Origin of the sequence: Lysobacter sp. 22409, assembly GCF_052045105.1 — a bacterium.
Taxonomy (GTDB): Bacteria; Pseudomonadota; Gammaproteobacteria; order Xanthomonadales; family Xanthomonadaceae; genus Lysobacter; species Lysobacter antibioticus_B.
In genome coordinates, this window is the sequence record NZ_JBQEOE010000023.1 from 1 (window position 1) to 22,608 (window position 22,608).

General features: G+C 68.0%; 16 protein-coding genes. 3 read left to right on the plus strand and 13 right to left on the minus strand.

What is annotated here, in order from left to right:
- From ACTJJK_RS12980 to ACTJJK_RS13000, 5 genes are all read right to left on the minus strand, one after another.
- Window positions 1-2,441 (minus strand): non-ribosomal peptide synthetase (locus ACTJJK_RS12980; RefSeq protein WP_440730402.1); only part of this gene is annotated, 2,441 nt, incomplete at its 3' end.
- Window positions 2,442-2,511: 70 nt separating this feature from the next.
- Window positions 2,512-3,633 (minus strand): hypothetical protein, encoded by a 1,122-nt coding sequence (locus ACTJJK_RS12985; RefSeq protein WP_031372223.1) that lies wholly within the window; start codon window positions 3,631-3,633, stop codon window positions 2,512-2,514.
- The gene (gene metX / locus ACTJJK_RS12990) at window positions 3,623-4,753 is read right to left on the minus strand and encodes a homoserine O-acetyltransferase MetX (RefSeq protein WP_440730403.1); all 1,131 of its coding nucleotides are present in this window, start codon (window positions 4,751-4,753) and stop codon (window positions 3,623-3,625) included. The genes ACTJJK_RS12985 and metX overlap by 11 nt, the downstream gene beginning before the upstream one ends.
- Before the next feature lie 105 nt (window positions 4,754-4,858).
- On the minus strand, window positions 4,859-5,122 hold the full coding sequence (locus ACTJJK_RS12995; protein ID WP_051885037.1) for an acyl carrier protein: 264 nt from the start codon (window positions 5,120-5,122) through the stop codon (window positions 4,859-4,861).
- Between the two features lie 119 nt (window positions 5,123-5,241).
- Window positions 5,242-6,882 carry a fatty acyl-AMP ligase gene (locus tag ACTJJK_RS13000; protein WP_255610658.1) on the minus strand — a complete coding sequence of 547 codons (1,641 nt, stop codon included), beginning with the start codon at window positions 6,880-6,882 and terminating at the stop codon, window positions 5,242-5,244.
- Between the two features lie 1,189 nt (window positions 6,883-8,071).
- On the opposite strand from ACTJJK_RS13000, the gene ACTJJK_RS13005 reads away from it, so the two are divergent.
- Entirely contained in the window at window positions 8,072-10,600 is a 2,529-nt protein-coding gene (locus ACTJJK_RS13005; RefSeq protein ID WP_440730404.1) for a penicillin acylase family protein, read from the plus strand.
- Complete coding sequence (locus ACTJJK_RS13010; RefSeq protein WP_440730405.1) at window positions 10,597-12,324, plus strand: cyclic peptide export ABC transporter; 1,728 nt, start codon at window positions 10,597-10,599, stop codon at window positions 12,322-12,324. Before ACTJJK_RS13005 ends, ACTJJK_RS13010 begins: the two co-directional genes overlap by 4 nt.
- On the opposite strand, the gene ACTJJK_RS13015 is transcribed toward ACTJJK_RS13010, so the two are convergent.
- The 7 genes from ACTJJK_RS13015 to ACTJJK_RS13045 all read right to left on the minus strand — a co-directional run bounded on the left by ACTJJK_RS13015 (window position 12,311) and on the right by ACTJJK_RS13045 (window position 20,668).
- Complete coding sequence (locus ACTJJK_RS13015) at window positions 12,311-13,453, minus strand: hypothetical protein (protein WP_440730406.1); 1,143 nt, start codon at window positions 13,451-13,453, stop codon at window positions 12,311-12,313. The genes ACTJJK_RS13010 and ACTJJK_RS13015 overlap by 14 nt on opposite strands.
- A gap of 38 nt (window positions 13,454-13,491) precedes the next feature.
- Window positions 13,492-14,220: a helix-turn-helix domain-containing protein gene (locus ACTJJK_RS13020; protein WP_440730407.1), complete on the minus strand. Its 729-nt coding sequence runs from the start codon at window positions 14,218-14,220 to the stop codon at window positions 13,492-13,494.
- Window positions 14,217-14,750: an SRPBCC domain-containing protein gene (locus ACTJJK_RS13025; protein WP_235186252.1), complete on the minus strand. Its 534-nt coding sequence runs from the start codon at window positions 14,748-14,750 to the stop codon at window positions 14,217-14,219. Before ACTJJK_RS13025 ends, ACTJJK_RS13020 begins: the two co-directional genes overlap by 4 nt.
- Window positions 14,751-14,968: 218 nt before the next feature.
- The gene (locus tag ACTJJK_RS13030; protein ID WP_440730408.1) at window positions 14,969-16,843 is read right to left on the minus strand and encodes an ATP-binding cassette domain-containing protein; all 1,875 of its coding nucleotides are present in this window, start codon (window positions 16,841-16,843) and stop codon (window positions 14,969-14,971) included.
- Between the two features lie 499 nt (window positions 16,844-17,342).
- Window positions 17,343-18,227 (minus strand): GNAT family N-acetyltransferase, encoded by an 885-nt coding sequence (locus ACTJJK_RS13035; RefSeq protein WP_223619442.1) that lies wholly within the window; start codon window positions 18,225-18,227, stop codon window positions 17,343-17,345.
- Window positions 18,228-18,286: 59 nt separating this feature from the next.
- Window positions 18,287-19,849 carry a protein adenylyltransferase SelO gene (locus ACTJJK_RS13040; RefSeq protein ID WP_440730409.1) on the minus strand — a complete coding sequence of 521 codons (1,563 nt, stop codon included), beginning with the start codon at window positions 19,847-19,849 and terminating at the stop codon, window positions 18,287-18,289.
- Between the two features lie 138 nt (window positions 19,850-19,987).
- Window positions 19,988-20,668, minus strand: a complete 681-nt coding sequence (locus ACTJJK_RS13045; RefSeq protein WP_440730410.1) for a glutathione S-transferase — start codon at window positions 20,666-20,668, stop codon at window positions 19,988-19,990.
- 140 nt (window positions 20,669-20,808) lie between these two features.
- Here ACTJJK_RS13045 and ACTJJK_RS13050 point away from each other — a divergent pair, with 140 nt between their 5' ends.
- Window positions 20,809-21,276 carry a YaiI/YqxD family protein gene (locus tag ACTJJK_RS13050; RefSeq protein ID WP_440730411.1) on the plus strand — a complete coding sequence of 156 codons (468 nt, stop codon included), beginning with the start codon at window positions 20,809-20,811 and terminating at the stop codon, window positions 21,274-21,276.
- Window positions 21,277-21,285: 9 nt separating this feature from the next.
- Here ACTJJK_RS13050 and ACTJJK_RS13055 read toward each other — a convergent pair whose 3' ends face one another.
- Window positions 21,286-22,608, minus strand: a complete 1,323-nt coding sequence (locus tag ACTJJK_RS13055) for an MFS transporter (RefSeq protein WP_440730412.1) — start codon at window positions 22,606-22,608, stop codon at window positions 21,286-21,288.

Consider the following 22,608-nt stretch of genomic DNA (forward strand, 5'->3'; position numbering starts at 1 on the left):
TCCAGGTGCGCGTCGACGATATAGATGCGGGTGTTCGCCACCGGCTTGCCGATGTGCGAGGCGAAACCGTCGGCACGGTCCATCGCCACCCAGGTCGAATAGGTCGTGGTCTCGGTCGGGCCGTACAGGTTCGCAACCATCGCGACCTCGGTCCGGGTGAAGATCTGCTCGACCAGCGCACGCTTGAGCGGCTCGCCGGCCAGGTTGACCGTGCGCACCGTCGCCGGCACCCCACCGCTCTGCAGCAAGGCGTTGATGCCCGAGGGCACGGTGTTGATCAGGCTCAACGGGCTCGCTGGATCGGTCGCCAGCACGTCGCGCACCACGGTGATCTGTGCGCCGATGCTGAGCGGCGCGAACAGCTCGTACACCGCCAGATCGAAGTTGATCGAGGTCGAGAACAGCGTGTTCGCCAGCTGCTCACCACTGAAGTTGGCGTTGGCCCAGGCGATGAAGTTGGCTGCGTTCGCGTGCTCGATCGCCACGCCCTTGGGCTGGCCGGTCGAACCGGAGGTGTAGATGACGTAGGCCAAGTGGCGCGCAGTCAGACCGTCGACGACCGGATCGTGCTCGGGCTGATCGGCCAAGGCGGCATCGTCGGCGAACAACACCGGCACCTCGACCTCGCCGAGCAAACCGCTCAGGGACGTCTGACTCAACAGCGCCATCGGCGCGCTGTCGCCCAACATGTAGGCCAAACGGTCCGGCGGGTAGTTCGGGTCCAGCGGCACGTAGGCCGCGCCGGCCTTGAGGATGCCGAGCACACCGGCCACGAGCGACGGGCCACGTTCGAGACAGATCGCGACACGGTCGTCGGCGCGCACACCCAACGCCAGCAGGCGATGAGCGATGCGGTTGGCACGGCGGTTCAGTTCGGCGTAGCTCAGGCGCTCGCCATCGCAGACCACCGCAGTCGCCTCCGGCGTCGCCCGCACCTGCGCTTCGAACGGCTGATGCAGCAGGCGTTCGCGCGGATAGTCGAAGCCGGTGTCGTTGAAGGTTTCGAGCACGTGCGCGCGCTCATCCGCCGACAACAGCGGCAGGCGAGCGACCGGGCATTGTGGGTCGGCGATCATCGCCGCAAGCAACACCTCGAAACACTGGGCATAGCGCGCGACCGTGGCCTGATCGAACAGATCGGTGTCGTAGACGAAATCGCAACGCAGGCCGTCGTCGAACTCCATCGCCTGCAGGGCCAGGCCGATGCGGTCGCTGCCGAGGCGTTGCGGCAGCGGGAACGGCCGCAGACCGATCTCGCCCCAATGCGCCACCGGTGCATCGGACTCGTCGGCCTTCCACAGCGCCGCGAGATCCTTGCTTCGGCGCGCGTTCTGGAATACGAACACGCTCTGGAACAGCGGATGCTCGCCGCGGTCCTGGCCGGCGTGCAGGCGGTCGACCAGGCGCGAGAACGGATAGTCCTGCTGGGCCATGCCCTTGAGCGCGGCGTTGCGGGCCAGGCGCAACACGTCGGCCACGCTCTGGCGTTCGGCGAAGCCGGCACGCAACGCGACCATGTTGACGAAGTCGCCGACCACGCCGTCCCACTGCGGGCGGCTGCGGCCCGGCATCGGCGAGCCGACGACGATGTCGTCCTGGCCGCTGAGGCGGTGCAACAGAATCTGATAGGCGGCCAACAAAGTGGTGAACATCGTGCCGGCCTGGCGCGTGGCCAGGGCGGTCAGGGCTTGGGTGGTCGCCGCCGACAGCGACAGCGAGACCACTGCCTGCAAGCCGCTCGGCCGCGCCGGGCGCGGTCGGTCGCTCGGCAGGTCCAACACCGGTGCGGGCGTGGCGAAGCGGTCCTGCCAATAGGCGAACTGGCGCTCGGCCTCGGCGCTGCCGAGCCAATCGCGCTGCCAGGCGACGTAGTCCCGATAACCGGCGGCGGTCGCGCCCTGCTCGATTTCGGTCGCGGTGCCCGACAGCAAGGCGCCGAATTCTTCGAGCAGGCGCCAGTAGGACCAGCCGTCGCAGATCAAATGATCGAAAGCCAGCACGAACACCGATTCGCGCGCATCGCGCGCGTCACGCACATAGAGGGCGGCCCGCACCAGCGGCGCGCGCTCGTCGTCGAACGCAGCCAGCGCGTCGGCGCCGACCCGCGCCCTCAACTCGTCCTCGTCGAGCCCGGCGGCATCGACGATCGACAGCGGCACCTGCGCGCCGGTCGCGATGCATTGCTCGGGCTCGCGGCCGTCGAGGCAACGTACGCGCGCGCGCAGCATCGGGTGACGCGCGGCCAGGGTCTCCAACGCGCGCGCGATCGCCGACGGCTCGATCCGCCCCTGCAAGGCCACGGCGAACACGTTGTTGTGGTTGCCGCGCCCGGCCGGGTCGAAACGGTACAGGAACCACCGTCCCTGCTGCGCAGCGGACAGCGGAAACCAGGCGTCCATGTCCTCGTTTCGCTCCATGTCGATGGCCCTCTCCAAATTCATCTATCGCGTCCTGTCGATTCGCGTCCTGCCGAAGCCGGTCTCGCGACCGGCGGTCCTGTGTCGCTGCGCCTCAGTCCTGGCGCGTCCAGTGCGCCGCGGCCGCGACCACGTCGCTGAGCACGCCGGCGGCGGTGATCTCCACGCCCGCGCCCGGGCCGCTGACGCACAGCGGCATGCGGTCCTGCAATTCGGTGCGGATCGAGATCAGGTTCTGGCCCGGTTCGAGCTGCGCGAACGACGAGTGCGCCGGCACCCGGCGCAGGTTGATGCGCCCGCCTTCGCGGCTGGCCTCGGCCAGCACCACCCAGCGCTCGCCCTGCTCCAGGGCGCTGGCGATGCGCGCCTTCCAGCCGGCATCGGCGACCTGCAGGGCCGGAATCAGATCGTCGGAGGCGATGTCGAGATCGGCGAAGGGCTCGATCACCAGGTCTTCGAGCTCCATCGCGAAACCGGCCTCGCGCGCCAGCACCAGCAGCTTGCGGCTGAGGTCGATCGCGCGCAGATCTTCCATCGGATCGGGCTCGGTATAGCCCAGCGCGCGCGCTTCGGCGACCGCGGCCGAGAACAGGCAGCCTTCGTGCATGCGATGCAGGATGTAGCTCAGCGAGCCCGACAGCACGCCCTGCACCGAGATCACCCGCTCGCCGCGCAGGCGCAGATCGCGCAGCGGGCCGAGCAAGGGAATCGCCGAGCCGACCGTGGTCTCGTAACGGTAGGGCACGCCGCGTTCGCGCGCGGCATGCTGCAGGTCGCGATAACTCGACAGGCTGCGCGCGTTGGCGCGCTTGTTGGCCGCGACGATGCCCATGCCGCCCATCAACAAACGCGGATAGAAATCGGCGATCTCGTCGCTGGCGGTGCAGTCGACCACCAGGGTGCGCACGCCGCCGTGGCGGCCGACGTGCGACATCAGGCGTTCGACGTCGTCGGCGCCGCGCTCGGGCATGTGTTCGTCGATCGACTCCGGGACGATGCCGTGGGTGTCGAAGGCGAAGCCGCGGCGGTCGAAACCGGCGAGCAGACGCAGATCGAGATTGGCTTCCGACAACAAGGCCGGCTGGCGATTGCCGAGCTGGCGCCGGAAGGCGCTGCCGACTTTGCCGCGGGCGCCGATCAGCACCAGGTCGACGCGGTGGGCGTCGACCACGCTGTTGCGGGCTTGGATACGTACGGGCGAGTAATCAGCCAGCATAAGTTGCGACCTCCGCTGCGTTGATGAAGCGGGCGCCGTGGCCCGGTGTGGCGGCGACGCCGCGGAATTGAGCGATGCTGCGTTCCATCGCCGCGGCATCGATGAGGAAGCCGTCGTGGCCGTGGCGCGAATTGATCTCGAGGAAGTGCGCGCCGGGAATCGATTCGCACAGCAGTTCCTGCTCGGCCGGCGGATACAGGCCGTCGCTGGAAATGGCCACGATCAGGGCCGGCTGGCGGATGCTCGCCAGGGCCGCGTCGACGCCGCCGCGGCTATGGCCGACGTCGTGCTGATCCATCGCATCGATCAGCGCCAGATAGCAATTGGCGTCAAATCGGCGGACGAAATTCTCGGCATGATGCTGCATCCAGCCGCGCACGGCGAAGTCGTCGGGAAGCTTGGCGTGAACATCGAACACCGCCGCGCCGTTGGCGCGCCCGTAACGGTCGTCGAGCGAGGCCGGGCTGCGATAGGTGGCCATGGCGATCGCGCGCGCCGCGCCGAGGCCGGCATGCGGCGCGTCCTCGCGCGGGTAGTCGCCGCCGCGGAACTTCGGGTCGGCGCGCAAGGACAGGCGCTGCGCCTCGCTCCAGCTGATGCACCAGGCCGAGTGGCGCGCGCTCGCGGCGATCACCGCGATCGACTCGACCCGCTGCGGATCGAGCAAGGCCCATTCCAGGGTCTGCAGGCCGCCCATCGAACCGCCGATCACCAACTTGATGCGGCGGATACCGAGCGCATCGGCCAAGGCCATCTGCGCACGGACCTGATCGCGGATGGTCAGCTTGGGAAAGCGCGTGCCCCAGTGGCCGCCGTCGGGATGCGGCGAGGCCGGCCCGGTGCTGCCGTAGCAACTGCCGAGCGCATTGCTGCAGACGATGAAATCGCGTTGCGGGTCGAGCGCCTTGCCGGCGCCGAACAAGGGCTCCCACCATTCGGCGGCGTCGGCCGAACCGGTCAGGGCGTGGCAGACGATGACGGCGTTGTCGCCGGCCGCGGACAGCTGGCCCCAGGTGCGATAACCCAGGGTGTAGCCGGGCAGGTTCTGCCCGAGTTCGAGCGCGAGCGGCGCGGCGCTATGCCAGTGGCGAGTCGCGGGCGATACCGGAAATTCGCTCATGTCGCTGATTCCTTTCGTGACGCGTTGAGCAGGCCGCCCGGTTCCGGATCGCGGAACCGTCCATGGACCAGCCTGCGGAGGGTTTGGTTCGTCGGGCCCGCTGCTTCAACCCGGACCGACGGGCGCGGCATCCATCTCGCCGAAACGCTCGTCGAGAAAACACGCGAGCTGGCGCACGCTGGGGTGGTCGAACAACCATTCCAGTTCGACTTCGCTGCCCAGCAGGTCTTCCAACTTGCGCGTCAAGCGCAGTCCCAACAAAGAATCCACGCCGAGTTCGGCGAAGGACTCGGTCGCCGACAACTGCGAGCGGTCCACCTCCAGCACTTCGGCCATCGCATCGATCAACCACGGTTCACGCTTGCTCATTGCCCTACCCCCAACTGCTCCATGTCTTCCGGTCCGCGAGGACCGGCGCTGCACTCACTGGCGTTACGTTTGTTGTTGTCGCGGACGCAGTCCGCGTGGCCCTCTGCGGGGCCGGTCGGTCATCCCGCGCGCTGCAAGGCACCGGCGAGATAATCCATACGACACTGGTTGCGCCGCACCTTGCCGCTCGAGGTGCGCGGCAAGGTGCCGGGCTTGATCAGCACCACCTCGGACACCGGCAAGCCATAGGCGGAATTGACCGAGGCGCGCATCGAGCCGATCACATCGCCCCACTGCGGATGGCGCCGCAGCCATTCGCGCTTGAGTTCGAACACGACCACCAATCGGCCGCTGTCGCCCTCGGCGACGTCGAAGGCGGCGCCGCCGGACTGGCGCAGCGCTTCATGGCTCTGCTCGCATTCGTCTTCGATGTCCTGCGGCACGTACTTGCGGCCGTTGACGATGATCAGGTCCTTGAGCCGGCCTGTAACGAACAACTGACCGTCGTGCAGATAACCCAGGTCGCCGGTGCGCAGGTAACCGCCCGGCGCCACCGTCTCGGCTTCGCCCTCGATGCGCGCATGGAAGGCGATCCGGTTAAGTTCGGGACGCCGCCAATAGCCTTGCGCGACGCTGGCGCCGTGCACCCAGATCTCGCCGCCCTCGCCGTCCGCCACGAGGCGGTGGGTGTGCGGATCGACGACGACCAGGCGCATGCCGACGCGCGGCGTGCCGCAGCCGACCACGGCCGCACCGTCGCGGCGATCGACCGCGGTCGCGGTGCCGCAACGCACGCCGGTGATCAGCAAGGTCGACTCGGCCATGCCATAACAGGGGTAGAAGGATTCGGCGCGGAAGCCATACTCGCCGAAACGTTCGGCGAAACGCGCCACGGTGGCGGCGCGGATCGGCTCGGCGCCGCAGAAGGCGACGCGCCACGACGACAGGTCGACGCCTTCGATCTGTTCGGGCTTGATCGCGCGCCCTGCCAGGTCGTACATGAAGTTCGGGCCGCCGCTGACGGTGACGCCGAACTTCGAAATGATCTGCAGCCAGCGTTCCGGATACTGCACGAATTCGGACGGCGACATGAAGCCGGCCGGGCAGCCGCTGTACATCAGCTGCAACACGCCGCCGACCAGGCCCATGTCGTGGAACAACGGCAAGGCGGTGAACAGCACCGAGTCCGGCGACAGTTCCATCGCGTCCTGGATCGCGGCGCAGTTATGCACCAGGTTGCCGTGACTCACGACGACGCCCTTCGGGTCGCCGGTGGAACCGGAGGTGTACTGGAAGAAAGCGTGCGCCGAAGGTTCGGGGAACGCTTGAGCCCACTGCCCGGCATCGGCGCGCAAGCCCGCCGCGTCGTGTTCGCGCAGGTCGATCTTGAGCAGTCGCTCGCCATCGAATTCGAGCTCGGTGTCGAGCAATTCGTCGCCGTCGAACAACAGCGCGCGCGCCTGGGCGTCGCCGACGATCAACTGCAGGCGGCTCTGCATCACCTGACGGCGCGGCGGCGCCGACGGCACCGCGACCACGCCGGCGAGCATGCAGGCATAGAAGGCGACTACGAAACTCTGCTGCGACTTGCACACCAATACCGCGCGCTGGCCCGACAGGCCGCGCTGCTGCAACCGCGCCGCCAGGCCGGCGGCTTGCTCGAACAGGCCGCCGAAAGTGAATACCTCCGGCTCCAACGAGGCGCCCTTGAAAAAGCGGCAGGCCACGGCGTCGGGCATGGTTCGGGCACGGTGAAGCATGATCTCGGGAAAACTTTGCACACTGACTTCCTTGAGCAAACCTTTGCTTGACTGAACTGCTTCCGTTCGAAGACCCCATGTCTGGCGTGCTTCGCTTCATGCGATATGCGGACCAACAACTCTCCATCGACGCGCGAAACCCGCGCGCCGCCGCTGGTACTTCCTTTCGATTTCCCCCTGAGTCCGAGCCGATTCGGTTCGGACGGTGCGAGCCTAATGGCGCTGGTTCGCACTCGTTGCGACGGTCGTCAACGCGATCCGCGCAACTCCGGGGCCCATGACGCTTGCCACTGCATCTTGCGTAATCGGCCCTCGCGAGGCTTATACGCTTGGCGTCTCAAGCGCGTCAAATGTACGTATGGAATCTGTGCACTTGGTCTCTACAACCACACGAAACTGAAACGCAGTCACATAAAAAATACGGCCAGGTACGTGCAACCTACACACTTCAATGCACGCGCCCTGATTCGATGTGAAGGCGATGTATTAGGCAAATCCCCAGGGAAAACACCACTTTCGAGTGCACTGACGATTTTTTCGCCAACTCGATTCACCTACATGAGCGAGAGTCATTTTATTGACGCCACATTCTCATTAAGCTATTGCTGTGTGACGTTGGTCTTTCATCGACAGCTGTTCTCGTCGAACCGATGACCGCCTATCAGCAAGGATCCGGGGACGCCATAGGCGCATGATCATTGCGATAGCCGACAACGTGATCGCACTCAAGAATCTGCAAACAAAGGATCGAAACCCCAAGGAACAGGGAAATATCCGAAACCCAGTAAACGGCATCCGGGGGATGCACAGGACACGACCCGCTTCTGCGGCCTGCCAGGCCACGGGCGGTCGCGTCTGAACGCCCGCATGGCCTGATGGGGTCGAGTATCGCGTTAGCTATCGCACGGTGGCGACTCGTGCGCCCGCCCGCTGCGGGCCGGTGCGTCTCGTCATGTGCAACGCCGAGCCGCGAGGATGGCGAACCGACGCTGCGCAGTCCGTTCTCGTCGCGACGACCTGACTACGCGCGGCAATGGCATCCGCGCCGGGCGCGCGGCGCTTCGGCTCGGCGCATGGGCAAAGGCGAAAGCCGGCGCCGCAATGGAACGTACGCATCGACACTCCGTGGGGACGGCGTCGACGGCGGAGACAGGGAGTCGTCCCCTTCACGATCATGGCGAGAGCATCGGTGAAGTTTTTTGCATTATTCAGTTCCTTTCCGCTCGCCTCGCGGTTTCTGGCCATCGTCGTCGTACCGTTGCTGGCCGCTTCGGTCTGGACCTGGTCGTCGCTGAAAGCGAGCCTGCCGCAAACGGCGAACTTGCAGATCGGCCGCGCGCAGCTCAGCCGCGGCGCCACGGCACCGGCGACGATCCGGCGCGATGCCGACGGCATGGTCCACATCCAGGCAGCGAGCGACGACGACGCTTTCTTCGCGGTCGGCTATGCGCAAGCGCAAGACCGTCTTTGGCAGTTGGAACTGCAGCGGCGCCTTGCACGCGGCCGCGTCAGCGAGATATTCGGCAAGGACAGCGTCGACACCGACGTCTGGTTCCGTACCCTGGGCCTGTACGAATCCACCGCCACCGCGTGGCCGGCACTGAGCCCGCAGGCGCAGCGTTCGCTGACCGCCTACACCGCCGGCATCAATGCCTGGATCGGCGAAGGCCACCCGCTGCCGAGCGAATTCCGCGTGTTCGGCATCGCGCCGGAGCGCTGGACCGAACGCGATTCGCTGGCCTGGATCAAGATGTTCGCGCTCGACCTGGGCGGCAATTTCCAACGCGAACTGGCGCGCTACGTCGCCCAGCGCGGCCTCGACGAAACGCAGCTGAAACCGTTCTTCCCCGATTACCCCGCCGATGCGCCGACCACGGTAGCGGCGCTGGGCGCGCGCGATGCCGCGCCGCTGGCCTCGATCGGCCGCCTGCAATCGCAGTTGCAGCGCGACTACGGCCTGGCGGTGCCGAACACCGGCAGCAATGCCTGGGTGGTGGCCGGTCGCCTGACCTCCGACGGCGCCGCCCTGCTCGCCAACGATCCGCATCTCGGCCTGCAGATTCCGTCCTTGTGGTATCCGCTCAGCATCCAGGCGCCGGGGTTGAAAACCTCGGGCATGAGCCTGGTCGGCCTGCCGGTGGTGGTGTTCGGACGCAACGAGCGCCTCGCCTGGGGCGGCACCAATATGATGGCCGACACCCAGGACTTGTTCTTCGAGCGCGTCGACCGCGGCAGCGAGCATTACGAAACCGGCGCCGGTTGGCAGGCGTTCGCGGTGCGCGAGGAGCGCATCGAGGTGCGCGCCGATTTCCCGCGGCAGTTGCGCGAGCAGTACGCGCCGGTCGCCTTGAAGGTCCGCTCGACCCGGCACGGGCCGATCATCAGCGATCGCTACGGCGTGTTCGATCAACCGGTGGCGCTGCGCTGGACCGGGCTCGACCCGGGCGACACCAGTTACGAGGCGTTCTTCCGCCTCGGTTATGCGAAAGACTGGGACGGCTTCCGCCAGGCTCTGGCCTTCCACGTCGCCCCGGCAATGAACATGGTCTACGCCGACCGCGAGGGCAACATCGGTTACCTCGGCGCCGGTCGCCTGCCGTTGCGCAAACAGGGCGAAGGCACCCTGCCCTCGCCGGGCTGGGACGAAGCCTACGGCTGGTCCGGCGAAGTGCCGCCGGCGCAATGGCCGCAAAGCTACAACCCGCCTTCGGGCTACATCGTCACCGCCAACAACAAGGTCGCCGGCGATGGCTACCCGTATTTCGTCTCGCACGACTGGGCTTCGCCGGCGCGCGCGCGCCGCATCGAGCAATTGCTGCGCGAGCGCATCGACACCGGCAAGCGCCTGGGCGTGGCCGACATGCAGCGGATCCAGGCCGACACCCTCGACCTGGAAGCGGCGGCGCTGATCGGCGAGTTGCGCAAGCGTCTTTCCAAACTCTCCGACAGCAGGCTTTCGGACGGCAACGCCCCGGACAAGATGGGGGAACACCGCGCGCAAGCGGCCCGCCATCTCAAGGACTGGAACGGCGACATGCGCGCCGACAGTCAGGCCGCGGCGATCTTCCACGCCTGGATGCGGCACTTCCGCGAGCGCGTCTACGCCGACCGCCTGCAGGCGAACTGGGGCGAGACCGAGGGCGAAGACATCCTCGACGGGCTCGTCGAAGGCGTCGGCCTGGATCAGCTGACCGCGCTGCTGCGCGCCGACGGCGCGGGCTGGTGCGACCGCCCCGCCACCGCCGCGCGCGAGGCCTGCGACCAGGCCCTGGCGGCCTCGCAGGAACGCGCGTTGTGGGAGTTGTACAAACTCAAGGGCGACTGGAGCATGGACAGTTGGCGTTGGGGCGAGGTCCAGCACACCGTGTACCGGCATACGCCCTTCAGCCAGTGGAAGCCGTTCGACAAACTGTTCGAGCGTCGCGTCGGCAACGGCGGCTCGCCGAATTCGGTCAACGTCGCCGGCGCCGCCTACGCCGGCTCGGACGGTTATCTGCAGGCCTTCGGCGCCGGCTTCCGGCAAGTGATCGCGTTGCGCCGCGACGCGGTGCAGCACCACTACATGAATTCCACCGGCCAGTCCGGCAACGTGTTCAGCCCGCACTACGACGACAGTGTCGAAGCCTTCCGCAATGTCGAATACCGCAGGCTGGAGGCGAGCTACGACCGGCCCGCCGCCGCGCCCCGCGCAGGCCAGGCCACAGGAGCCGCCGAATGAAACTGTTCGCCGAGTATTCGCGCCGCGCGCCCAACAAAGTGTTCTTCTCGATCCTGCTGGGCGGCCTGTCGGGCATCTGCTATTCGTTGCTGATCCCGCTGGTGATGAACGTGCTCAAGCAAGGCGACCCGCGCCTGCACACGATCGCGGCCGCGCCGACCCGGCTGTTCTCGCTGGAGATCGCCAACGCCCCGTTCGCCCTGGTGTTCACGCTGGTGTGCGTGTTCATCCTGATCACCCGGACCTTGTCGCAGGTGGTGCTGACCCGGGTCGCGATCGACGTCGCCTCCAGCCTGCGCACCCGCCTGTACGACCGCATCGCCCAGGCGCCGCTGTCGGCGCTGGAGAAGATCGGCCACTCGCGGCTGATCGCCGCCCTGACCTCGGACGTGCCACGCATCGTGTTGGGCGCGCGCATGTTCCCGGACATGCTGATCAACCTGGTCATGCTGCTGGGCATGCTCGGCTTCTTGCTGGTGCTCAACGCCGATCTGTTCTGGTTCGTGCTCGGCTGCATCGCCTTCGGTGTGGTCACCTATCAAATCCCGATGCTGATCGGCGGGCGTTATTTCAACAGCGCGCGCCAGCATTTCGACCACCTGCAGGAATCGATCCAGGGCCTCATCCACGGTATCAAGGAGCTCAAGCTCGACGACGCCAAGCGCGAGGCCTTCTTCGACAAGGTGCTGATGCACTGCGAACGCTCGGTGCAGAAGGACGAGAAGACCGGCTATACGATCCTGCGCGCGGCCAGCAACTACGGCGACCTGCTGAGTTTCTTCGTGATCGGCTCGATCGTGTTCATCGTGGTCAACTACCGCACGATCAGCAACGAGCAGTTGATCGGGGTGATCATGGCGCTGCTGTACATCGCCGGGCCGATCTCGGCGATCCTCGGCTTTTTGCCGCAGATCTCGATCTCGCGCGTATCGATCCAGCGCGTGGCCAAGCTGTTCGAGGAGATCCCGCAGGAGACCATCTCGGCCGTGCAGGAGCCGGCGCGCGACTGGGACAGCGTGCGTTTCGAGCAGGTCAGCTACCGCCACGGCAGCAAGGACGACAAGGACGACGGCTTCCGGGTCGGCCCGCTCGACCTGGAGTTCCGCAAGGGCGAGATCAGCTTCATCGTCGGCGGCAACGGCTCGGGCAAGTCGACCCTGAGCAAGCTGCTGACCCTGCACTACCGCGCGGTCGGCGGCACCATCCGCTTCGGCGAGCACGCCGTCAGCGACGATTCGATCGGCACCTACCGGCAGTCGGTCAGCGCGATCTATTCCGACTATCACCTGTTCGACCAGATCCTCGGCGCCGACGACGACCAGCTCAAGGCGACCGTCGACCACTACCTCAAGGCCCTGCACCTGGACCGCAAGGTCAGCTACCGCGACGGCCGCTTCTCCACCCTCGCCCTGTCCGACGGCCAGCGCCGGCGCATGGCCCTGCTGGCCTCGATCATCGACGACAAAGAACTGTATTTGTTCGACGAATGGGCCGCCGACCAGGACCCGACCTTCAAGGCCGTGTTCTATCACGAGATCCTTCCGGCGCTGAAGGCGCGCGGCAAGGCGATCGTCGCGATCACCCACGACGACCGCTATTTCGATGTCGCCGACCAGTTGATCGTGATGGAGGAAGGCCGCGTCGCCCGGGTCGAGCGTCGCGAGACGCGCGCGGCGCAGGAACTCCCGTTGCCGCGCGCGCAAGCTTTCGTCATGGCCGGCTGACAGGCGCCGCGGCCGCGGCCGATTTCGCCTCGCCGCTGTTAACCTCGCCGGTCTTCGCATCGCCCTCGGCCTCGCGCCGCTGGGTGTCGGCGATCAGCACTTCGCGCGCGGTGCGGCGCACCGCTTCGGGATCGGCCTTGCGCAGATCGGCGTCGGCGGCCAGGCCGAGCTTCGTCGCCACCTCGGCGGTGACGCGCTTGTTGGCGTAGGGATGCGGGTGATCGGGTTCGTCGTCCTGGCTGCGATAGAAACGGTCGAGCAGTTTCTCGCGGGTGGTATCGGCCTGGGCCAGTTCGACCAGCTTGGCGCGGTACTCCAGGGTCCAGGCCGGCATCTTCGGCCAGCGCTTCATGTCGGCGAAATGCTGGGCCTCGTGGCCGAGGAAGCTGACCCGGAAGTCTTCGCCCTTCATGTCGCCGTAGGAACTGCGCACTGCGTACAGGCCCTCGGGCTTGGCCCAACCGGCCGCGCCGGTGCGCTCGCATGAGGTGTAGTGGCCCCAGCCGCGGCTGACCCAACCGTCCATCACGAACACCTTCACCGGCTGCCGCTCGCCGCTCGGCAGATCGACGGTGTAAGCCCGCTCCTCCTGCCGGCCCCACAGCATCAGGTCGTACAACGGCGGCGTGCGGCCCTGCAGCGGATGAAAGCCGCGTTTGCGCAGTTCGACGTTGATGCGTTCGTTCAAGCCTTCGAAAGCTTCTTCGGTCGGTGCCGGCGCGGACTCGCCGATCAGCGCGGCCAGATCCGTCTTCAAGCGCGCCTCTTCGGCCGGACGCACCGCCGGATCGCGCAACGCCTTCCACCAATAGCGCTGATACACCTCCAGCACGCTGCGCGCGAACGGATCGGCGACGGTGCCGGCCAGGTACGGCGGCGTGCTGCGGTCGTGACGGCTGAGCATGCAGGCGCGGAATGCGGCGTCCTTGGCATTGAATTCCTCCAGCGGCGCCGCCTTCAAGGTGCTCAGCGCGGTCGGCATGTCGGCGCGCAGCGACGCGCCGAGCGCATCGTTGACCGCCTTGGCCGCAACCGGGCCGCTGGCGGGGATCGTCGTCGATGCGCCGCTCGCCGCCCAGGCGAGCAGGACGGGCAAGGCCGTGGCGGCGGCAAGTCGGGTGAGGTTCATGGCCTGGCTCCTGGTGCGCCGGCGGCGCGTTGGAGACATTAAGCCGCGATGGCCAGGGGCCGGTCTTGTACGCAATTGATCTGTTGCCGGAGCCGGCCGCGGACCTGTTCGCGCAGCCGCGCCGGCGTGCAGCCGGCATGGGCGACGACGATGCGGTGCAGATGGCTCTGGTCGCTGAAGCCGGCGGCGGCGGCGACTTCGGCCAGCGATGCATTGCCGGCCAGCAGCTGCAACGCATGACGCCAGCGCGCTTCGCGGCGCAGCGCCTGTGGCGACATGCCGTAGGTGCGGGTCAAGGCGCGGCTGGCATGCTCGGCGGAAACGCCCAGGCGACGCGCGAGGGTGCCGATCTCGTCGTCGCATTCGGCCATCGTGCGCAGCAGTTCGCCCTGCCAATCGGGCACCACCACGGCCGTCTGCGGCGTTGCGCAGGCCAGCAGTTCCGACAGGCGCTGCGGACAACGCGCGAACACTTCCTGGGCTTCGCGCAGGTCGTGCACCTGCCAGGCGCTGGCGGCGAAGACGAAGCGATCGTTCGGCAATTCGATATTGATCGCGCTCGCGCCGAGGCGGCCGAAACGATCGCCGTGGGCGTGATACGGCGGATGCAGCACCAAGGTGCCCGGGCCGCACGGCAAGGGGCCGTCGAGACTGGATTCGGTGTAGTCGCCGTCCAGCACCAGCGCCGCGTACGGCGCGTGGTGGCGGTGCGTCGCCAGGATCGCGCCGCGATCGTGGCGGGTGCGATAGGCGAGCCCGGAACTCACTTGCCCGAACCTGCCTTGGCCGGGTCGCGCGCGCGGCGCAGGTAATCGGCCAGACCGCCGAGTTGCAGCCCCTGCACCTTGTCGACCAAGGCGGCGAATTTGCTGAGGTCGTCGGGCGTGTAACCGCCGGCGCGGTAATGCAGGGCGATGCGGGTGCCGCCGTCGTTGACCGGGCTCAGGCGGAACTCCATCGCCCCGCCCAGGCCCATGCCCTGCAGCGGCCCGAGGCCGCCGAGCAGGCGCAAGGTCTTGCCGGGGTCGACGAAGCTGACCGTCATGTGCTGGGCTTGTTGTTGGCCGTTGCGGCCGATCTCGCAGAAGCAGCCGCCGGCGCGGGCGTCGATCGACAGGGTCGATTCGGCGCCCCACCAGGTGTGGTCCTTGGGCCACCAACGGTCGACGTCTTCGACCAGGGCCTTCCATGCGGTGGCCTGGTCGACCGGGACGACCTGCTCGTTCTCGATAGTGAACCCGTTCGGCGCCGCGTCCTTGACCGCGGCCACGGCGTGGCCGGTGCCAAGCAAGGCCAACCCCAGCGCTCCGACCCATCCGAGCCGGCTCAGTCCGATTCGGGCCAGTCCGATTCGATCCGATCCGCTCCGACCCAATCCGCTCCGATCCGATCCGACCCTGCGCATCGCCGCTCTCCCCTCGCCGGCCGCGCCGGCGTTCGAGGGGATTAGGAACCGCCGCCTACGCTCCGCGCAAGCGACGGAAGTTGGGGGCCGGCGGCTAGGCCAGGCGCCCTTCAGCCGTCCAGTTCAGCCCAGCGCGCATAGGCCGCGTCGAGCGTGGCCTGGGCCTCGGCGAGGGTCGCGTTGTGGGCGTTGATCGCGGCGGCGTCGCGCTGGTAGAAGGACGGCTGGTTCATCTGCGCGGTGAGTTCGGCCAAACGCGTTTCCAAGGCCTCGATCTTCGCCGGCAGTTGCTCGAGTTCGCGCGCGTCCTTGTAGCTCAGCTTGCGCTTGGCGACGACCGGTGCGGCCGCTTCGGCGTCCGGCTTCGGGGCCACGGTCTTGTTGGCAACGCTCCTGGCCGCAGCGTTGGCGCGCTGACGCACCCAGTCGCTGTAGCCGCCGACGTATTCGCCGACCCGGCCTTCGCCTTCCATGACCAGGGTCGAGGTCACCACGTTGTCGAGGAAGTCGCGGTCGTGGCTGACCAGCAGCAAGGTGCCGGTGTAGTCGCCGAGCAATTCTTCCAGCAGCTCCAGGGTCTCGACGTCGAGGTCGTTGGTCGGTTCGTCCATCACCAGCAGGTTGGACGGTTGCGCGAACAGCTTGGCCAGCAGCAGGCGATTGCGCTCGCCGCCGGACAATCGGGTGATCGGCGCACGCGCGCGCTCGGGGGTGAACAGGAAGTCCTGCAGGTAGCCGATGATGTGCTTCTGCTTGCCGCCGACCTCGACGTATTCGCGGCCCTCGGCGACGTTCTCGATCGCGTTCCAGTCCTCGCGCAGGGTCGCGCGGTACTGGTCGAAATACGCGACCTGCAGCTTGCTGCCTTCGCGCACTTCGCCGGCGCTCGGCTTGAGGTCGCCGAGCAAGGTCTTGAGCAGGGTGGTCTTGCCGCTGCCGTTGGGGCCGATCAGGCCGATGCGGTCGCCGCGGAAGATCGTCGTCGACAGATTGCTCAGCAAGGGCTTGCCGCCGTAGTCGAAGCTGACGTCCTTGGCCTCGATGACCTTGCGCCCCGAGGACTCGGCCTGGGCGAAGTCCATGCGCACGTTGCCGACGGTGTCGCGGCGCGCCTGGCGTTCGTTGCGCATCGCCTTGAGCCGGCGTACGCGGCCTTCGTCGCGGGTGCGGCGGGCCTTGATGCCCTGGCGGATCCACACTTCTTCTTGCGCCAGCAGCTTATCGAAGCGGGCGTTTTCCTGGGCCTCGGCGTTCAGGCGCTCTTCGCGGCGGCGCACGTAGTTGTCCCAGTCGCCGGGCCAGCTGGTGACCTGGCCGCGATCGATCTCGACGATGCGGGTGGCGAGCGAACGCAGGAAGCGGCGGTCGTGGGTGACGAACAGCAGCGCGCCCTGCCAGGACTTGAGGAATTGTTCGAGCCAGTCGATGGCTTCGATGTCGAGGTGGTTGGTCGGTTCGTCGAGCAGCAGCAGGTCGGGCGCCGAAACCAGCGCGCGCGCCAGCAGCACGCGCCGCTTCATGCCGCCGGACAGACCGGAGAACGCGGCTTCGCCGTCCAGGCCGAGGCGGTCGAGGGTTTCGGTGACGCGCTGATCCAGGCCCCAGCCGTTGGCGGCCTCGATCTTGGTCTGCACGTCGGCCAGGGCGTCGCCGTCGAAGGGTTCGGCGTGGCTCAGGTGATGGTATTCGGCCAGCCAGTGGCCGAGCTCGCCGAGGCCGTCGGCGACCACGTCGAACACCGTGCCGCTGGCGCCGGGCGGCACTTCCTGTTCGAGCCGGGCGATGCGCACGCCGGATTCGCGGCGGATTTCGCCGTCGTCGGCCTGCAGTTCGCCGGCCAGCAGTTTCATGAGAGTGGACTTGCCCGCGCCGTTGCGACCGATCAGGGCGATGCGTTCGCCCGGTTCGATGGACAGTTCGACGTTTTCGAGCAGGAGCGGGCCGCCGACGCTGTAGTCGGCGTTCTGTACGGTAATCAGGGGCATCCGACCATTCTACCGGGCGCGGCGCGCCAATCGGCAGGTCGGGTCGGGCGGCCGGGGCGGGCCGGCGGCCCCGTGGTTCAGCCGCAAGGCCGCGCCAACGGAGGCTGGCGGACGCAGGCGCCGACCCGCCGGGCGGCGCATACTTGGCCACGGGCGCCCGCCATCCGCTGCGACGCGCCGCCATCGAACGAGGAAGAGATCATGAGCAAGGGAATGGACCGCAAGAAGGAAACCAAGAAGAAACCGGCCAAGACCATGAAGGAAAAGCGCGCCGAAAAGAACGAAAAGAAGACCACCAAGGGCTTCGCCCCGGTCTGAACGACCGGCCCGGCGGCTGCGGCGGCGCCGCGGCGCCGGCCGTCATCGGGCCACGGCCGCCGCGCGATGCGAGTCGTCGGCGCGGCGCAGCCGGGCGGCCCGGGATCGACGGCGGCCAGCGCCGTCGGCGACACCGGCCCGCCCTCGCCACTCTGCCGTCGCCACTCTGCCGCCGCCGCGCTTAGGTGCGCGCGAGCAAGGGAAACCGGTGCGGCCCCGCCGGCAAGACCAGATTCCGCACGAACAGATCGGCGTCGGCCTCCGCCGCGACCGCACGGGCCCGCGGCCACAGCCGTTCCGGGGTGAAGCCGAAACGCACCGTGTGGATCGGCTGCGCGATCAAATGCGGCAGCGCCGCCGACAGATCCAACGGCCGGGTCGCGAACACGTCTTCGATCGTCAGTACGCCGTCCTCGACCTCGGCGAACACCCAGGTGTCGTCGTCGAGCCGGTGCGCAGGGCTGGCGTAGCCGTTGGCGACGTACCAGGTCGCGATGCGGCCGTAATCGCGCGCGGCGAAGCGTGCGCTGACCGGCGACGCCGCGGCCGCCGAACGCAGGAAGGCTTCGCGGATTTCGCCGTCGGCAAGGTCGAGGGCGGCGGCGCGAACGATGCGGCCCTCGCCCGCCGGCTCGGCTTGCAGCTCGGCTTCGAACAGTGTTTGCGGCGCCGGCGCGAAGCCGAAGCGCGGGTAGAAGTCGAGCACGCTGTCGTTGGCGAACAAGAACACCGGCGCTTGCCCGCAATACGCCAGCGCGGCCTGCATCGCCCTGCGCGCCAGCCCCTGCCCGCGCGCCTGCGGCAGGCAGCCGACGGCGCCGAGCTGATAACCCACAAGCTCGCGCCCCTCGACCAGCAAGCGCATGCGCGACACCGAGGCGTTGGCGAGCACGCGGCCGTCGTCGCCGACGATGCAGAACGCGCGGTAGTCCTCGCCCCACTGCCGCCATTCGCACCAACGGCGGAAATCGGCCTGGCGGAAAACCTGCGAGACGTAATCGCAATACGCGCCATGCCATGCGGCATCGTCGCGGTCGACGACACGGAGTTCGAGAAGCGGGTTCATGGCAGCGGATTCTGCGGCAAACCCCATGGGTTCGCGATGCCCGCTCAGGAACTACGCACTCATGAGCTGCACGACAGCATCGAGCAACCGGCGCGGTCGCGGGCCCATTCCGGGCGGCGCGCGGCATAGACGTCGCGGCCCGGCTGGTCCTCGTACGGCCGGCGCAGCACCTCCAGCAGTTCGGCGATGCCTTGCAGGTCGCCCTGCCCGGCGCGGTCGATGGCCTGCTGGGCCAGATAATTGCGCAGCACGTAACGCGGGTTGGCGGCGTTCATGACGGCGATGCGCTGGTCCGCGGGCCAGGCGTCGGCGCGCGCGCGTTCGGCGTAAGCCGCCAGCCAGGCACGCAAGGCCGCCTCGCCTGTCGCGCCCAGTTCGGCGTCGTAATAGGCCTCGGCGAAAGCCTGCGATTCCGGCTGCGTCTGCGCGATATCGACCGAAGCCAGGGCGCGGAAGAAGATCGTCATGTCGACCTGATGGCGGTGCAGCCACTCGCGCAGTTGCTGCATCAGCTCGACATCGCCGTCGCCGCATTCGCGCAGGCCGAGCTTGCGCGCGATGCTGTCGCGCTCGGCGAGGTTGTAGGCGTCGACATAACGGCGCAGGCCGTCCTGCAAGGCCTCGACCGGCAGCAACAGCGACAGCGCCCCGGCCAACCGGCTGAGGTTCCAGTACGCCACCTGCGGCTGCTGGCCGTAACGGTAGCGGCGCTGGCCGGCGTCGGTGGTGTTCGGCGTCCAGTCCGGGTCGTAGTCGTCGATCCAGCCGTAGGGGCCGTAGTCGATGGTCAGGCCGAGAATCGAAAGATTGTCGGTATTCATCACGCCATGGACGAAGCCGACCCGCATCCAGTGCGCCATCGTCACCGCGGTACGTTCGCAGACTTCGCCGAACCAGGCGCCGTAGCGGGCCTCGCCCTCGCCGCCCAGGTGCGGGAAATCGCGGGCGATGCAGAAGTCGACCAGTTGCCGCAGCAGTTCGGTCTCGCCGCGCGAGGCCGGCAGCTCGAAATTGCCGAAGCGAATGAACGACGGCGCGACCCGGCACACGACCGCGCCGGGCTCGGCCTGCGGATGGCCGTCGTAGAACATATCGCGCACCACGTCCTCGCCGGTGCCGACCAGGCTCAGCGCGCGCGTGGTCGGCACGCCGAGGTGGTGCATGGCCTCGCTGCACAGGAATTCGCGCACCGACGAACGCAGCACCGCGCGGCCATCGGCGGTACGCGAGTACGGCGTCGGGCCGGCGCCCTTGAGCTGCAGTTCCCAACGCTCGCCGGCGGCGTTGACGACTTCGCCGAGCGAAATCGCGCGGCCGTCGCCGAGCTGCCCGGCCCAATGGCCGAACTGATGGCCACCGTAATTGGCCGCATACGGCTGCATGCCGTCGAGCAAGGCATTGCCGCCGAACACCTCGGCGAAGGCCTGGCTGGCGACCTCGTCCTCGCTGAAACCCAGGCGTTCGGCCATCTCCGCCGACCAGGCCAACAACCGCGGCGCCGCCACCGGGGTCGGGTCGACCCGCGAATACAGCGCGCCATGCACCTGGCGTATGCCCGGTGCGGTGTCGGGGTCGCCGGGAAGTTCGCGGACGAAGGCGTTGTCGAAGTGCGGCGAATGCATGCGGGGCTACGGGGCTCGAAAGAACGGGGCTCGAAAGGACGATGCTCGGAAGAAAGGCAGCGCCGGCGTGGCGACGCGTTCCCCATCAGTGGGCCCGGACCGGGCCGAAACCAAGCCGGCGCGGGTTCGGCTCGGCAGTCAGCTCAGCAGCGAGTACGGCCCGCCCTTCTGCAGGGCGCGCTGGTAGGCCGGCCGCGCCTGGATGCGTTCGACGAAAGCCTGCATGCGCGGCCGTTCGCGATCCTTGGCGCGGGCGACCGCCGCTTCGACCGGGAAACTCATCTGGATGTCGGCGGCGGTGAAGCGATCGCCCGCGAACCACTCGTGCTTGCCCAATTCGCTTTCGATGTAGTCCAGATGCAGGGCCAGTTGCGGACCGACGAAGGCCGACACCGCCTTGTCGGCGATGCCGCGGGCGATGGGCTTGGCGAAAAACGGCATCGGCGCGCGGCGCAATTTGGAGAACACCAGGTTCAACAGCAAGGGCGGCATCGCCGAACCTTCGGCGTAATGCAGCCAGTAGCGATAACGCAGGCGTTCCTCGCCGTCCAGCGGCTGCAGCGGCGGCGACAGACGATGGCTGCTGTCGAAGCGCTCGCTCAGGGTCTCGATGATCGCGGCCGATTCGGCCAGCACCCGGCCGTCGAGCTCGACCACCGGCGACTTGCCGAGCGGATGGACCGCGCGCAGTTCCGGCGGCGCCAGCATGGTCTTGGCGTCGCGCTGGTAATGCACGATCTGGTACGGCAGTTCCAGCTCTTCGAGCAGCCACAGCACGCGCTGCGAGCGCGAGTTATTGAGGTGATGGACCTTGATCATGCGCGGCGCCCCACTGAGATGGCCGCCAGGACCGCGGCGGAGACGAACATGGTAGCGGGCCGCGGGCGACGGCAGGCGACGCGGCGCACGGCTTGGCGCGACAATGCCGGATCGTTGCCGAAGCCGACCTCGCCCGCCTCATGACCGACACCCCCGCGCCGCAGATCTGGGTCGATGCCGATGCCTGCCCCGGCGCGATCAAGGAGATCCTGTTCCGCGCCGCCGACCGCGCCCGGGTGCAGGTGACCCTGGTCGCCAATCAGTGGCTGCGCACGCCGCCGTCGCCCTATATCCGCGCGATCCAGGTGCCCGGCGGCTTCGACGTCGCCGATGCGCAGATCGTCGAGCGCGTGGTCGCCGGCGACTTGGTGGTCACCCAGGACATCCCGCTGGCGGCGCTGGCCCTGCAAAAGCATGCGGTCGCACTGAATCCGCGCGGCGAGCTGTACACCGCGGACAACATCGCCGAACGCCTGTCGATGCGCAATTTCATGGACGAGTTGCGCGGCGCCGGCGTGCAGACCGGCGGCCCGGCGGTGTTTCATGCGCGCGACCGCCAGGCTTTCGCCGCGCAACTCGACCGCTGGCTGGCGCAGCGGCCGCGCTGAACCTTCGATTCAATCGCGCGCCGCGGCGATGCGCGCACTGGCCGCGACCGCGACCAGCGCCGCACCCAGCAGCACGAACGCCACCGGCAAGCTGCTGAACTTGGCGACCCAGCCGATCGCGGCCGGCCCCACCAGGATGCCGGCATAACCCAGCGTACTGACCGCGGAGATCGCCGGACCGGCCGGCATCGCCGTCTGCCGGCCTGCGGCGCTGAACAGGATCGGCACGATGTTGGAGGCGCCGAAACCGACCAGGGCGAAACCCAGCAAGGTCGGCAAGGCGCCCGGCGCGAGCGCCGCCAAGGCGAAACCCGCAGCGGCGCAGGCACCGCCGGCCGCCAGCACCGGGCGCGGGCCGAAACGGTGGACGATGCGGTCGCCGCTGAAACGTCCGATGGTCATCGCCAAGGCGAACACGGCGTAGCCGATGCCGGCCACGCTGGCCGCGACGCCGCGCTGCGACACCAGCAGCAAGGCGCTCCAGTCGAGCATCGCGCCCTCGGCCAGGAACACGATGAAACACAAGGCGCCGATCAGGATCACCACGCCGTGCGGCAACGCGAACATCGAGCCGCCGCCGTGGCTGTCGTCGCCATAGCGCAACAGGCCGCGACTGCCGGCCAACATCAACAGGGCCAAGACCACCGCGACGCTCATCGCCGCGATCGCAGGCGCCGCCTGCAGCCACAGCAGCACGCTGACCAGACCCGCGCCGGCGATGCCGCCGACGCTGAAAAAGCCGTGGAAACCCGACATCAGCGCACGCCCGCTGGCCTTCTCGACGATCACCGCCTGGATGTTGATGGCGACGTCGATGGTGCCGATGGCGGCGCCGAACACGAACAGGGTCAAGGCCATCGCCGGCACGCCGGAGAAATGCGTGAGCAAGGGCAAGGCCGCGCAGACCACGGCGCTGGCGAGCAGGATCACCCGGCGGCAGCCGTAACGCGCGGCGATGGCGCCGGTCAGCGGCATGGTCACCAGCGAACCGGCGCCAAGCGCGAGCAACAGCAGCCCGAGCATGCCCTCGTCGATGCCGGTGCGGGCCTTCGCATACGGCACCAGCGGCGCCCAGGCCGCCATCGCCAGGCCGGCGATGAAGAAGGCGATGCGGGTCGACAGGCGCTCGCTCGCGCCGATCGGCGCGTCGGCCCGCGCGGCATCCGTCGTCGCAGTGGCGCTGGCGTTTTCGCGTTCGCCCGCGGCGCTTGCCTCGTTATCCGCCGCAACGGCGGCGGGATCGAATTCGGTCATGATCGTTCTCGGTTCGATGGCGGCGTGTCGCCGCGACAGGACGATGCGGAAGGCATCGGCGCCCAGGCTGTTGGTCAT

Coding starts and splice junctions, on each gene's coding strand:
- ACTJJK_RS12985 (WP_031372223.1), bottom strand. CDS start 3,633: ATGCTGGCTGATTACTCGCCCGTACGTATCCAAGCCCGCAACAGCGTG.
- metX (WP_440730403.1), bottom strand. CDS start 4,753: ATGAGCGAATTTCCGGTATCGCCCGCGACTCGCCACTGGCATAGCGCC.
- ACTJJK_RS12995 (WP_051885037.1), bottom strand. CDS start 5,122: ATGAGCAAGCGTGAACCGTGGTTGATCGATGCGATGGCCGAAGTGCTG.
- ACTJJK_RS13000 (WP_255610658.1), bottom strand. CDS start 6,882: ATGCTTCACCGTGCCCGAACCATGCCCGACGCCGTGGCCTGCCGCTTT.
- ACTJJK_RS13010 (WP_440730405.1), top strand. CDS start 10,597: ATGAAACTGTTCGCCGAGTATTCGCGCCGCGCGCCCAACAAAGTGTTC.
- ACTJJK_RS13015 (WP_440730406.1), bottom strand. CDS start 13,453: ATGAACCTCACCCGACTTGCCGCCGCCACGGCCTTGCCCGTCCTGCTC.
- ACTJJK_RS13030 (WP_440730408.1), bottom strand. CDS start 16,843: ATGCCCCTGATTACCGTACAGAACGCCGACTACAGCGTCGGCGGCCCG.
- ACTJJK_RS13035 (WP_223619442.1), bottom strand. CDS start 18,227: ATGAACCCGCTTCTCGAACTCCGTGTCGTCGACCGCGACGATGCCGCA.
- ACTJJK_RS13040 (WP_440730409.1), bottom strand. CDS start 19,849: ATGCATTCGCCGCACTTCGACAACGCCTTCGTCCGCGAACTTCCCGGC.
- ACTJJK_RS13045 (WP_440730410.1), bottom strand. CDS start 20,668: ATGATCAAGGTCCATCACCTCAATAACTCGCGCTCGCAGCGCGTGCTG.
- ACTJJK_RS13050 (WP_440730411.1), top strand. CDS start 20,809: ATGACCGACACCCCCGCGCCGCAGATCTGGGTCGATGCCGATGCCTGC.
- ACTJJK_RS13055 (WP_440730412.1), bottom strand. CDS start 22,608: ATGACCAACAGCCTGGGCGCCGATGCCTTCCGCATCGTCCTGTCGCGG.